Source organism: Niallia sp. FSL W8-0954 (genome assembly GCF_038005605.1).
GTDB classification, from domain to species: domain Bacteria; phylum Bacillota; class Bacilli; order Bacillales; family Cytobacillaceae; genus Niallia; species Niallia circulans_A.
Map to the genome: position 1 here is coordinate 3,365,198 of NZ_JBBOTN010000001.1, position 13,900 is coordinate 3,379,097.

The following is a 13,900-nucleotide window of genomic DNA, read 5'->3' on the forward strand; positions in this document are numbered from 1 at the left end:
CTACAGACACACGATGCGCCGGGGAGCAACCTAAGTCTCCTCGGCTAAAGCCTGTGGGGTCTTAGGCTTTGCTCTGCTTCCCGCAGGAGTCGAGTATCCTCCGTTCCATTTCACTCCTTTTTTAAAGCTTATTTAGTTTTTAAGCAAACTAAAATTACTAGGAAAAAACAGAGCAGACTGAATACACGTAGACTCCTATGGGAGCTGCGAGAAAGTCCAAGACCCCGCAGGAACGAGGAGGCTTGGCGCTCGCCCCATGGAAAGCGAAGTGTATTCAGTCTGCGGGTGATTACCACAAACCTTTTTTCTTAAAATAAATAAAAACCACCAAACAAATTATACGAATATTCTCTAATATGTACGTATAATTGTTCGGGGTTATATTGGGTTGAAATACTTATGTTCCACCCTCAAGATAAACACAAGCCAAAATACGTAGATAGTCAAAATATCTCCTATCATTGTTTTGGTTTTATTCATGTAAAAAAATTGAAGGATGTATGCCGTTCTCTGTGTAACTATTTATTTAGCCATTTTATTAATAACATATTTTCCTGGTGTTATTCCTTCCTGCTGCTTAAAAATCCTAATAAAAGTATTCACATTTTTACAGCCAACCATTTCACCAACCTCTGATACCATATATTTACCCGATTCCAATAAAATTTTTGATTTCTCTACTTTCAATTGATTTACATAATTTTTAAACGAGGATTTTAAATGATCTTTAATCAACTTGCTAACATAGGATTCACTTAATTGAAAATGATCTGCTACTTCGCCTAAAGATAGATCGCTTGTGTAATTTTCTTGAATATAACGAAGAACACTTTCAACTGTAGAAAGTTTAATGGAGTGCTTTTCTTCTAGAAGTAACATTAACTCATTGAATATATCGATGAAGGTATTTTTTAGTATCTCGATATCAGAACTGTTTAAATGAAAGAATAGCGCTTTATTATTCTTTAAAAAATCACTAAAAGACAGATTACATTTATTTAAAATTCTTTTTATCGTATTGATGAGAGCATTTCGAAAATCATATATATTATATATATCCATGCTTTCTTCTCTAAAATTTGTTTCAACTATCTCATTTATCAATTTCTTGGCATGCTTCAACTCTCTTTTCTGCATAAAATTTATTAAAATACTTTCCGTTTCTACACTATAGGAATAATCTTTCCCAGATGATAATGGAATATGGCTGCTGCATAGAGATTTTGTATCAATAAAAGAGTATTTCTGTTCCATAAGCTGAAAGGAAGATTTAAATATTTTTGGCAATTCGCTTAAAGATGGAAAGGCTTGTGAGAGGGTAAAAGTAATTTCTACTCTTAATTCTTGCTCTATCCTCCCAATCATTCGATGTAAAACATCTAAAATAAGATGCTGATTTTTTTCTGCAAAAAACAAACAAAAATGTTTATAATCAATGGGAAAAGAAATAAATTTTTGATTGGTTTCTTTTTCATTGCATAAAGCTAGTACTTTTTTCCTTAATGTTAAAATATTCCCTTCGCTTAAATTGGATTCCCATTCAGAAATCCCCTGCATGGTTATAATGGCAAGAATGCCGCCCTGACTGAATGGATCTAATTGCAGGAGTTTCAACCTTCTCTCCATATTCTGCTTATCATAATTTTCATAAATGATGTTTTTGAGAAAGTTTTCTTGCAAATCAACTAATGAGCTTTGTTGAAGCTGTACTAAGTTCTGATTGGTTTTATTGATAATATGAATTTTAGAGATAATATAATCCAACTCATTTTTTATATAACTGTCCGAACTATTTTTTTCCTCTCCACTTTTAATATTTTTGATAATTTCTTCAATGGGTGAATATGATTTTCTGCTTAAAGTGGTAGTTAGAACAAAACCTAACAAAAGAAGGACAATCAAAATTACTCCGATACTGGTAAGGGTATGAATTGGTAATCCAATTCCTGTATGTACATTCGTTATATATAAATAATGAATAGTTGGTATCGCATTGGAGCGCTTTTGATAGCCATCGTATTTATTAACCGAGCGATAGACAATTTGATTTTCATTGGTTTTTTTCACCGGTAAAAAACTAGCTAGTACGTTTTCTCCCATAATGGTTGTAGAGGCTAAGACAGACGAATCAACCATCGCAAGAATACTATTCGCATCTGGTAAATTGCTCATTAATAAGTCCTTTTTCTCCCACACAATGAAAAAATAGAGATATTGCTTTTCCTGCTGATAATAGATTTTATTGACAATAACTAGTTTATCTTTGGCGTCATAACACTGTAAATCATTGTTTCCCTTTAAATCCATAAAAGCTTCTAACTCTGTGATATTCTCATCCATATGGATAAATTTCATATAGTCTTTAAACAAAAAATAACCATCTGAACTAGTTACATCTGTCCCATAATCTTTTAAAACAGCAAGATTAAAACCTAACTGATCGTTTGAAAAATGATTGCCTGTTAACTCATTAAACATTTTACTATAGACACTATAATTAAACTGATTTTCCTTTAAAAATTCCGCAATAACATCTTGCTGGGATAACAGCTTGACCACATTTAAGGAAACATCTAGGCGATAGTCAATTATATTACTTTCTCTTTCCAAAAACATTTCATTTAATTTATTTATTTCAAGCCGATTTTGGGAATATTCTTGCGAGATAGTCACAAACAAAATAATAGAAGTATAGATAATGATAACCACGGAGAATGATAGAAATAGTTTCTTAAAAATAGTTTTCCGAAACATGTTATCCCCCTCTTTGTTATTATTCCAATTATATTTTTTCCGTTATAATAAAAACAATATTTAGAAAGAGGTATGTAAACTTATGGTATAAAGATGATTAATAGGTGGGAATAAACCCTCCACCTATTAATCGCTAAAAAAATGTTTAGCTTTATACAATTCGTATCGTCTTTATTTCATAGGGACTTAACTCCAATGTAATATTTCCCTCTATATCCACAGGAGGTTCCATATCTTCCTCCAGCAAATTTGTTTCATTCCATTGTCGACAATCAAATAATGGTTCTAAAGTTAGCACTCTATTACTTCCTAGGTGGTCATGCAGTCGTAATATAATCCCTTGACCATTTTCCGCCGCTTTCACAGCATCAATGTATACGCTTTCTTCTGTATGCAATTTAAATAGTCTCTGATTTACTCGTTTCCCTTGTAGTACGGATAATGGCTGATTTAGAGCCCAAGCTTCTTCAACCGTTCTTCCATTTACGAAATCTCCTTTATGTGGTAGAAGACTATACGTAAATTCATGCATTCCTATATCAGCTGTTGGGTCTGGATATATTCCCCCTTTTAATAAGGTAATTCGCATTGTTTGGTCTTTTATATCATGGCCGTACTTACAGTCATTAAGTATGCTGACTCCATAATCCCTTTGCGAATAGTCCACCCACTGGTGTGCTACTGTCTCGAATTTCGCCATATCCCAGCTTGTATTCCAATGTGTAGGCCGCTGGACATTGCCATATTGAATATCATAGGTTGCGACAGTATTGCGAATATCGACATCAAATCCTGCTTTCAGTAATTGTTCCCTTTCTTGCCAATCTGTCTTTGTAATAAAATCTATTCGACGTGAATGTTTATAAACCTGCATATATTGAATAATTCTCGAAGTACCAAATGAATAAACAAATTCAACCTTTGCGTATAGGTTGTTTTGTTCTTTAATGATAATTGATTCTGCGGCTAACTCGTTATACTTTTCTTGATAAAATATGTCGATATCCCATGCATTAAAGTTCATTGGTTTATCTTCAAATAATTGAAGCCTGTTCCCCAAGCCATTTTCTTTAAGTACTTCGCGATGATACTGTTTATCATAAATACTAATTAACTGTCCTTTCTCATTCCAGCGAATTAGATAATAATTCGTATCTATACCGTTTTCTATTGCTTTCATAAAAGGAGCTTCCAGCCTTTTTGCTTCCATCGGTTCAAATTTCAGGATACAAGTTCCGAAAGCTGGTATGTTCGGTGTCTGGACAAGATATCCTGCTTCACACGGCACTGCTTCTAATTCTTCTCCAGAATCTGTTATGAATTTACCAGATTCTTTTTTATCAATTATTACTAATTCCTTTCTCACCCAGCCAGCCGAATTAAATATGGTCCATTGATTTATTGTTGCCTCATCTAACCGTGCTAAGAGTTGAGTAGAGCTTTCCATCGCCTCTCCTATTTCTACCTTATGATCTTGATAAACTTCTTTTATGGATGAACCAGGAATAATATCATGAAATTGGTTACGCAATAACACTTCCCATATGCTCATTATTTCTTCTTTTGGATAATGAACTCCTTTTGAGTCTTGTACAGCTGTATACAAAATTTCTAGTTCTCTTAAAGTTAACTCTAGTCTACGATTCATTTTTTTGACAAAGGCTTGAGATGTATAGGTTCCTCGATGATATTCTAAATATAATTCCCCATCCCACGTATGAACGTAATTTTCTGTAGAATCAATAGTGTCATGAAGCTGGTGAAAAAATTCATCCGCACGCCCTGTTTTCACATGTGGAAGACCTGGGATTTTATCCATACGACGGCGGTTTTCTAACATATCTCTTGTGACTCCACCGCCACCGTCTCCATATCCATACGAAATAAGCAGTTGTTTATTTACATCTTTATTCCGATAAGCTTTATAGCTGCCTAACACTGTTTCTGGTTCTAACTGTCCATTATACGTATAAAACCAGCGAGATGCCCATTGATTATCTACTATGTCTTTTCCTGGTTCTGGTGTAGTAATAAAATGGGTTAACACCTCTGATCCATCTATCCCCCGCCAGACAAAAGTATCATGTGGCATCCGATTGTATTGATTCCAGCTTATTTTTGTCGTCATAAATGTATCTATCCCACTCTTTTTTAAAATCTGAGGCAAAGCCCATGAATAACCAAAAACATCTGGCAGCCATAGATAGTGGACATCTTTATGGAATTCTTTTTTTATAAATTGTGTTCCATGGAGAATTTGCCGAGTTAGTGATTCGCCAGATGGTATATTACAATCCGCTTCCAGCCACATAGCACCATCTATTTCCCAACGGCCCTCTTCTATCCTATTTTTTATTTGTTCATAGATCTCCGGATAATCTTCTTTTATATATTGATAGAGTTGAGGCTGAGTTTGTAAAAAGATATAGTCTGGATATTGCTTCATTAACTGTAAAACAGTTGAAAAACTGCGAGCGGCTTTCTCTCTTGTATGCTTCAGTCTCCATAACCAAGCGACATCAATATGGGTATGACCAATCGCGGTGATTGTTACTAACTCTCGCTTGTCTAAAGCATCTATTCCTTTTTGTAAATTATCATTAGCTAACTTTATACTTTTATAAAAAGCAGGACTGCCTGGGTAGGACCAATCGATATATTTCATGGTTTTTTCTAATAAAGGCAAAAGTTCATATCGTTTTGAGTCATCCTCCTTTAATTGTTTAATCGTTTTTAAAACACAATCTGCGGTAAAATATAAATCATCACATTCTTCATTTAAAATGGTATATTCAGCCATCTTAAATGTATGTGATTGGATTTGCTCAGGACCACCGCCTTCTAATCCGGACCATAATTTCAAGGAAAGTGTTACTTCCTTTCCGTAATAGCCAGGGTCAAGAAAGACTTCTTTATGATTGGAGTCAACGCCTTGGTATGGTTGGCCGTCTACAAAAAGCAAGGATTCAAATCCGGAGTTATAGCCACCGCCTGTTCGACCAAAGTCCAATAGTAAGACTATCCTTCCATCTGATTTAGGAACTTTAAAGGTTGTTTGAATCCATAAATAATAGTCCCTTCCTTCCCAAATATCGCCTAACGAAAAGTCTTGCCAATCAGTAGTAATACTAGGTGGATATTTCTCTGCTCCTTCTATACTTTCTTTTGCTTTCCAATTGTTAAGACTTTGTCTTTCCATGTATCGGTAAGGATTTAATTCTTTCATTCTAGCTTCTAATTTTTCGATTATATAAAACATAGCACCCTATCCTTTCGTAGCTCCGCCTAAACTGAAGCCCTTTGACATAAAATTTTGTGAAATTGTATACAAAATAACGACAGGCAATGTATACATTACCGAAAATGCTGCCAATCTGCCGTAATTAACCATTCCAAAGTTACCGAAAAATTGAAAGATCGTTACAGAAGCCGGCAGCTTTTCTGGACTTTGAATGAGGATATAAGGAACAAAATAATTTCCCCAGCTGCCTGTAAAAGTAAAGATAGCAACTGTGAATATTCCGGGAAGCATTAATGGAGCAACAATTTTTTTTATTCCTTGAAAGATAGATGCTCCGTCCACCCATGCTGATTCTTCTAAATCCAAGGGAATAGAATCCATAAAATTCTTCATCATCCAAATACCATATGGCAAGGAAGAAGCTATTAAAAAAAGCGTCATCGCTATCAAAGAATCTTGAAATTTCAAATAAAGAAATAGCTGAAATACCGGTACAATAACAGCTGTCATTGGTAAGGAAGTCATGAACAAAATGGTCATCATAAAACTATTTTTATATTTTAATGTATACCTAGACAATGGATAAGCAGCCATCACACATAAAATCACAACCAACAATGCCTGTGAAGTCGATATTCCTATTCCAATAAAAAACGAACGCAAAATCGCAGCTTCAGATAATATCGACTTAAAGTTGTCTAAGGTTATCTTTTCTGGCATCTTCAGTGCCTGAATTGCCCCTGGATCTACTGATGCAAATAGCATCCATAATAACGGCAGCAAAAACAAAATTGCCAGAATAGACAGGATTAAATAATGAATAAGTTTTTCCACTTTATATCCTTTTTGAACCAACTCACTTCACCTACACTTTCACTTTCAAGGTTTTCATATATATGAAGCTGGCAATTGCACCCAATACTAATAACACAAAGGAAATCGCTGTCCCATACCCTAACTGATAACTGACAAATGCTTGTTTATACATAAATACAGGAAGCGTTGCTGTACTTACCCCTGGACCGCCACCAGTCATTGTATAAATTAAAGCAAATACACCAAGTGTTTGCAGCGTAACTAACATCATATTTGTGGCGATTGTCCCTTTTACCATGGGGATGGTGATATAGCGAATAACCTGAAATCGACGGGCGCCATCCATTATGGCTGCCTCTTCTACATCTTTTGGAATATCGTCTAAAGCTGCTTGAAATACCATCATGGAGAAAGCAGTTCCTCTCCACATATTCGCGATCACAACACTCACCATTGGAAAAGTAAATAGCCAGGCAATCGGCTTCATATCAAAAAGACTCAACAGCCAATTAGCAGTTCCACTTTCGCCAAGAAATGCCACCCAGCAAAATGCTACCACGACTTCTGGAGTTACCCAGGCAGCAATTATAATTAGACCAACAATTCTTCTAAATGTTTTGTTTTTCTCTTTCATTAAAAAAGCGATCAAAAAGCCAAAGAAACATTGTCCGAGCACCGCTGAGAAAAAAACAAAAACAATTGTATTCCACACACTGACACGGAAGTCGGGATCTTGAAACATCCGGGTAAAGTTTTCAAATCCTACAAACCTTAGCTGACTAGCTTCCGCACCAGTCAGAGCTAAGTTTGTAAATGAAAAAAGTAATGTTAATAGCATCGGTCCAATGAAAAATATCAATAATAAAAGCCAGGTCGGAGCGAGAAAAATAGCTGCCTTAACATGATCCGACTTTCCTTTTCGTTTCGGCTTTTTTCCTAATACTGCTTCCAATTTCATCCCACCTTTAAAAAGGTTATCACTATAACAAAAGGTGATGACCATACAAGGAATAGGTAGTAAATTTCCCTGCTGGTCATGTGTTCAGCCTTTTGTACAGTTATTTAACTACGTTTCCTTCACCGACAATCCTGATTACATTGCTCGCATAATCCTCGGCAGCTTGTTTTGGTGTCTTGCTACCAGTTGCGACTGCCTCCACCATTGTTTGTATTTCTACGGAAACATTCGGATATTTGTCATTAGCAGGACGGAAATGAGCATTCTTCAAATACTCCGTTGCTTCCGAAATGAAATTTTGTTCTTTATAGGCGGGTACTTCCGCTGAATCATCACGTACTGTTAAGTTTCCTTCTGCAACAGCGCGAGCTGCCTGCTGTTCTTTCCCACCTAAAGCTTGGATAACCTTCCATGAAGCATCTGGATTTTTTGCTTTAGATGGAATTGCCCATGTCCATCCTCCAGACATAGTCGTAGTGCCAGGCTCTTGTCCATTTTGAGTCGGCATGGCCGCAAAACCAAATCGTTCTGTGACATTATCCATTGGAACTGCTCCTGTTTCTGTATAATTACCTGTATTCCAAAATCCATCTAATATAATTCCTGCTTCATCATTAGGGAACTTTTCTTGGAATAAAACGGAACTATAGTTGCTGTTAATGGCAATAGATAGTGGCGGACCTAATTTTTTCTGATTATAAACTTGATCAATAAATTGTAAGGATTCCTCGATTCCTTTAGTATTCACATGCCATTTCTTTGTATCAGCATCAAATAACACATCGTCTGTGCCATAGAGCAGCATTTCAAAAGTCTGCATCGATACGGATTCCCCGTTTGCTTTAGCCACTCCCATAGAAAGAGGAATAACATCCTTAGCTGAATCTTTTATTTTTTCAGCAGCTTCTATAATCTCATCCCAATTTTTAGGCTGCCAGTCTTCTGGCAAACCAGCTTTTTTGAAAACATTTTTGTTATACCATAACCCGCGAGAATCAGAAGTTCCTGGGATGGCATATAATTTTCCATCTTCTCCAATCGAGCCTGATTTTAAATTTTCTGTATAATATTTCCATTGATCCCAATCACGCACATAATCATCAAGGGGTAATAAATAGCCTGCATTCGCATCTGAATTTAACATAAAGGAGTCTTCTGCAACCACATCAGGTGCTGTACTTTCTGATTGCATCGATAAAGCCACTTTAGAGAAATAATCCCCCTCACTAGCTGTAATTGGCGATAAAACTATTTTTATGTCTGGGTTCTCCTTTTCAAATTCCGGGATAAATGTATTTGTTAAATATTTTTTTAATTTATCATGCTCTCCTACATCTCTCCATGTAATTTTAATCTGGGTTTTTCCATCAACCTTCCCATCATCAGATGTTGAATTACTTTCGCTTGAGCAACCAATTAATAAAAACGGAAAACATAAAAGAAGCAATAATACTTTTTTAATCGACTTTTTCATTTTTTCAACCCCTTGTTTTTAATTATTCGCTAGTGAAATAACCGCCTACCAAAATGTAAGCACTTTCAATTTAATCTCTAGCTGCCTCTTTTTCAATCTATAAAATAGAGGAAAGTCAGTATTTTTCTTAGATATTTGAAAAAATGAAGATTATAACAAAAAATATAGATTGGCGAAAACGATATTATCTACCATCTTTTGAGAATGTTCGTATAGATATTTCTAACAAGCCCTAAAAAAAGAAGCCTAGTTAAATGACCGCCATACATTTCTTGCATGCATTTAACTAGACTCCATTATATAAGTCTATGCTTATTTATTTTTTTTAAATCCTTTAAGCCTATCGTATATCGCTCCCAGCTTCTTCTCCTCACCAGCTTCAGTTGGGTGGTAATACTGAGTTCCTTTTAATTTTTCCGGGAAATATTCTTGATCAACCCATCCACCAAACGTTCCAATTGGATAGTCATGTGGATAAATATATCCGACATGTCCTAACTTTTTGCTTCCTTCATAATGACCATCCCTTAAATGCATAGGGATATCCCCGACTCTCCCATTGCGGACATCTGCTATGGCAGCATCTAATGCTTTATAGGCTGCGTTAGATTTAGAGGATAAACACATTTCCACAACCGCTACAGATAAAGGAATTCGCGCTTCTGGTAAACCAAGTCGCTCACTCGCCGTCACTGCTGCTAAAACATTATTGCCGACAGATGTATTGGCAAGGCCAACATCTTCATAGGCAATAACTAGCAATCTCCTGTTTACGGCAACTAAATCTCCAGTTTCTAATAAATGAGCAAGGTAATATAGAGCGGCATCAACATCACTGCCTCGGATACTTTTCTGTAGACTAGATAATAAATTATAGAAATGCGAGCCTTTTTTATCCCCAAAAACACCGACTTTTTCAATCATTTGGTCAATGGTATCATCCTTGATAATAAAAACGTCGTCCTCTTTATCAGATGAATAGACAATAGACTCTAAAAGAGTTAATGATTTTCTTGCATCTCCATTAGTGCCTTTTGCAATTTTTGCAATCTGTTCCTTTGAAATTTGAATGGACAGATTCGCAAGTCCTTTTTCATCTTGTAATGCTCGATGCAATAATTCTTCAATATCATCATCCGTTAATCTTTTTAACTGCTTGATTTGTCCACATCTACTGCGAATCGCAGGATTTACATCATGGAAGGGATTTTCCGTAGTAGCACCTATTAAAACAATATCCCCTCTCTCCACATGAGGAAGTAAATAATCCTGCTGCGCTTTATTAAAACGATGAATTTCGTCTAAAAAAAGAATGACTTTCCCTGTCAATCTTGCTTCATCCACTACAGCTTCCACATCCTTCTTTCCTGATGTAGTCGCATTTAGTGCAATAAAAGGTAATTTTGTTGTACCAGCAATAGCAAAGGCAATCGAGGTTTTCCCAATGCCAGGCTCTCCATACAATAACATCGATGGAACATGACCATTTTTAATCATTTTATATAAACTGGTTGTTTTTCCGATAATATCCTTTTGCCCGACTACTTCATCAAGATTCGTCGGGCGCATTCGATAAGCAAGTGGTTCCCCGTTCATTTATACACCTTCTTGTTTAACTTCTTACTTCCATTATAACGTAAAGATAGGAAAGAAGAAAAATAGAATGAAGTCCATAAAAGACCTCATTCTATGAAAAATTACGCCGCAACATCTCTCTTCCTAAACACCCAAAAAGCTAAGCCAATGAATACGACAAAATAAATAACGAGCATAGTAATGGAGAAAGACAAAGTCATGCCGCTCACTAAAGGAGTTCCTTCCAAATACTGCGTTAAATCGGTGTTGGCAAATAATAAATATTTCGCCCAATCAAACCATTTCGCTAATAATAAAGTGACTGTATTGCCCATAAACATTAAGAAAATCGATATCCCAATTGCGAGTGAACTATTCCGAAAAACGGAAGAAATCATAAATGCCATAGTAGTGAGAATAAATAAACTGATCGAATTTAATCCATAATAGCTTATTAAATGCATGAGAATGCTTTGTTCCTTCACTACCCCATTGTAATAAAATAAATATGGATACACTTCTTTCGGCAGTCCAAACAGAATGGCACCTAATATAAAAGAAAAGGCAAAGATGATAAAAATAGTTAATAACCCGAAAAGTAATACCGTTAAATATTTTGATAATAGAATCTTTATTCTGCTTAATGGACGAATAAGCAGAAGTTTTATCGTACCCCAATTAAACTCGTTTGCTACGATTCCAGCTGCAATAATAATTGTAAATAAGCCTGCAAGACTAAGCAGTTGGATACTATCAGCAACAAAATCCCATGCAGAGTATTCTACATTTGTACTAAAATTATGTGTAATTCGATACTCGTTTATAGCTATTTCTTTTGTATAATAATTCCTTGTTTCTTCAGGAAGGTGTTCATCTTCCAGCTGTTCATTATAGCGCTTATTTTCTAATTCAAGTCCATGTTTCCAGTTCTCATTATCAGGGACAGAAAATCCACTTGATTGATATTTATTAAAAACACCAAGCAATAAAACAGCAATTAATAAGAGCACGATCATTACTAATGTTGCTGGACGTTTCCATATCTTCATCCATTCATTTCTTATTAGCTGCATTAATTCAGATCCTCCCTGTGGTTAGTCAATTCTAAAAATCGATCTTCTAATGTTTTTGATACTTCTTTTATGCCAAAAATCTGAACGTCCTGTAAAGCAAGTGCTTTTATTATTCCAGGTATTTGTTCTTTTGTTACCGTAATATGAACTCCCTGCTCTCTTGGCATAACTTGCACTTCCGGCATCATTCCATGTATATGACTTATGGCCTTATCAACAGGATGAAGCTCCATTTCAAATACTTGCTCTACTGCAACAAAGTCCTTTACTAACTGTACATCGACCAGTTTACCTTCTTGAATAATGCCGATGCGATCACACATCATTTCCATCTCTGCTAACAAGTGACTGGAAACAATAACTGCCATGTTTCTCTCTCTAGCTAGCATTCTTAAATGGTCTCTTATCTCTCTTATCCCTGCAGGATCTAATCCATTCGTTGGCTCATCTAAGATTAATACCTTAGGATCATGCAAAAGGCTTTGCGCAAGGCCTAAACGTTGTCGCATTCCAAGTGAATAAGTGCGAACTTTATCATGAATTCGATCTTTTAAACCAACTAATTCAACTGTCTCCATTATTTTTTGCTTTGATATACCTTTCACCATTCGAGCATAGTGCAGAAGATTTTCATACCCACTCAAAAATTTGTACATTTCCGGGTTCTCTACAATGGCTCCAACATGCTGGATTGCTTTCTCAAACTGATTGCGAACACTCTCCTTGCAAATAGTGATATCCCCATCACTCATATTAATGAGACCAACAATCATCCGGATCGTCGTTGTTTTCCCTGCACCATTTGGACCAAGAAAACCAAATACTTCTCCTGCTTTTACTTGGAAACTCAACGAATCAATTATTTTTCTTCCATTGATTATTTTTGAGACATTTTTTAATTCCACTACGGATGTCACTATTATTTACCAGCCTTTCATTTGTTTATATTTGCCTTCATCCACTCGATAATGGATTGACCTTTTTCTTCCCTTAAATCCTCTACTGAAAGATTGGCGATTACATTCCCATTATTTAAAACAACTATATTATCTAAAATGGATTCAACCTCTACTATCTCATGTGTTGCTATCACAACGGTCTGTTTTTCAAAATCAATATAGTTTAATAATCCTTTAACAATTGATTCCCGCACCAGTGGATCTAAACCTGAAAAAGGTTCATCCAGTAATAAAATTGGCGCTGTCCGAGCTAAACAAAGAACAAGCTTCAGTCTTCCTCTGTTTCCCTTCGAAAGATTCTTTATTTTTTTATTTTGCTCTAACTGCATAAAATCTAGTAATTCTTGCGCTTTACCAAGCTGAAAATCATGAAACTGCGATGCTGTATATCGTATCATTTCTTGAATAGTAAAAGATTCATAAAAACGGTCTAGCTCCGTTAAATAGGAAACATCCTCTGCAATTCTACGTGTAGCATTTTTTCCATTGACTAACACCTCGCCATTAGTCGGCTGGACAAGACCAGCAATCATTTTCAACGTGGTTGATTTTCCACTTCCATTTATACCAAGAAGACCATAAATTTTTCCCTCTTCTAAGGTTAAATTTACATTTTCCACTGCATACTCTCTACCATATCTTTTGGTTACATTGCGAAATTGTATCATTTACTTTTCACCCTTCTTCTCTTGAAGATAGATTTCTAATAACTGAACCATTTCTTCTCTTTTGATTCCTAGCTCTTGCATATTACGAATAAACTGTTCCAGTAAATCATGTTGAAGCTTTGTTCTTAGCTCCTCTATAATATCTTCTGATTCGGTTATAAATGTACCCTGACCTCTTCTCGTTTCCACAATCTTCATCCTTTCCAATTCACCGTACGTCCGTTGAATTGTATTTGGATTAACTCCAGATGCAATAGCCATTTCTCGAACAGATGGCAATTTATCTCCTGGCATCCGTTCATAGCGCGCAATTTGCTGTGTAATTTTTTCTACGATCTGCATGTAAATTGGTCTGGATGATTCAAATTCATCTGCCATGGTA

The 13,900-nt window shown here is 35.7% G+C and carries 10 protein-coding genes; all 10 read right to left on the reverse strand.

Annotated elements, in window-relative coordinates; genetic code table 11:
- Positions 1 to 522 precede the first annotated feature (522 nt).
- A complete protein-coding gene (locus tag NX902_RS16755; RefSeq protein WP_163185513.1) occupies positions 523 to 2,754 on the reverse strand; it encodes a helix-turn-helix domain-containing protein in 2,232 nt (743 codons plus the stop codon).
- Positions 2,755 to 2,905: 151 nt separating this feature from the next.
- Positions 2,906 to 6,013 carry an alpha-mannosidase gene (locus tag NX902_RS16760; protein ID WP_163185511.1) on the reverse strand — a complete coding sequence of 1,036 codons (3,108 nt, stop codon included), beginning with the start codon at positions 6,011 to 6,013 and terminating at the stop codon, positions 2,906 to 2,908.
- Positions 6,014 to 6,019: 6 nt separating this feature from the next.
- Positions 6,020 to 6,850 (reverse strand): carbohydrate ABC transporter permease, encoded by an 831-nt coding sequence (locus tag NX902_RS16765; protein WP_341160860.1) that lies wholly within the window; start codon positions 6,848 to 6,850, stop codon positions 6,020 to 6,022.
- Between the two features lie 10 nt (positions 6,851 to 6,860).
- Positions 6,861 to 7,763, reverse strand: a complete 903-nt coding sequence (locus tag NX902_RS16770; protein ID WP_206426390.1) for a carbohydrate ABC transporter permease — start codon at positions 7,761 to 7,763, stop codon at positions 6,861 to 6,863.
- A 106-nt stretch (positions 7,764 to 7,869) separates the two neighbouring features.
- Entirely contained in the window at positions 7,870 to 9,243 is a 1,374-nt protein-coding gene (locus NX902_RS16775; protein ID WP_123258035.1) for an extracellular solute-binding protein, read from the reverse strand.
- A gap of 312 nt (positions 9,244 to 9,555) precedes the next feature.
- Positions 9,556 to 10,839 carry a replication-associated recombination protein A gene (locus NX902_RS16780; RefSeq protein WP_163185505.1) on the reverse strand — a complete coding sequence of 428 codons (1,284 nt, stop codon included), beginning with the start codon at positions 10,837 to 10,839 and terminating at the stop codon, positions 9,556 to 9,558.
- A 101-nt stretch (positions 10,840 to 10,940) separates the two neighbouring features.
- Positions 10,941 to 11,891, reverse strand: a complete 951-nt coding sequence (locus NX902_RS16785; protein WP_341160861.1) for an ABC transporter permease — start codon at positions 11,889 to 11,891, stop codon at positions 10,941 to 10,943.
- Positions 11,891 to 12,808 carry an ABC transporter ATP-binding protein gene (locus NX902_RS16790; RefSeq protein ID WP_341160862.1) on the reverse strand — a complete coding sequence of 306 codons (918 nt, stop codon included), beginning with the start codon at positions 12,806 to 12,808 and terminating at the stop codon, positions 11,891 to 11,893. Before NX902_RS16790 ends, NX902_RS16785 begins: the two co-directional genes overlap by 1 nt.
- 17 nt (positions 12,809 to 12,825) lie before the next feature.
- The gene (locus NX902_RS16795; protein WP_163185497.1) at positions 12,826 to 13,518 is read right to left on the reverse strand and encodes an ABC transporter ATP-binding protein; all 693 of its coding nucleotides are present in this window, start codon (positions 13,516 to 13,518) and stop codon (positions 12,826 to 12,828) included.
- Positions 13,519 to 13,896, reverse strand: coding sequence for a GntR family transcriptional regulator (locus NX902_RS16800; protein WP_095331669.1), 378 nt, complete (start codon positions 13,894 to 13,896; stop codon positions 13,519 to 13,521).
- Positions 13,897 to 13,900 lie beyond the last annotated feature (4 nt).

Coding starts and splice junctions, on each gene's coding strand:
- NX902_RS16785 (WP_341160861.1), bottom strand. CDS start 11,891: ATGCAGCTAATAAGAAATGAATGGATGAAGATATGGAAACGTCCAGCA.
- NX902_RS16780 (WP_163185505.1), bottom strand. CDS start 10,839: ATGAACGGGGAACCACTTGCTTATCGAATGCGCCCGACGAATCTTGAT.
- NX902_RS16795 (WP_163185497.1), bottom strand. CDS start 13,518: ATGATACAATTTCGCAATGTAACCAAAAGATATGGTAGAGAGTATGCA.
- NX902_RS16760 (WP_163185511.1), bottom strand. CDS start 6,013: ATGTTTTATATAATCGAAAAATTAGAAGCTAGAATGAAAGAATTAAAT.
- NX902_RS16755 (WP_163185513.1), bottom strand. CDS start 2,754: ATGTTTCGGAAAACTATTTTTAAGAAACTATTTCTATCATTCTCCGTG.
- NX902_RS16800 (WP_095331669.1), bottom strand. CDS start 13,896: ATGGCAGATGAATTTGAATCATCCAGACCAATTTACATGCAGATCGTA.
- NX902_RS16775 (WP_123258035.1), bottom strand. CDS start 9,243: ATGAAAAAGTCGATTAAAAAAGTATTATTGCTTCTTTTATGTTTTCCG.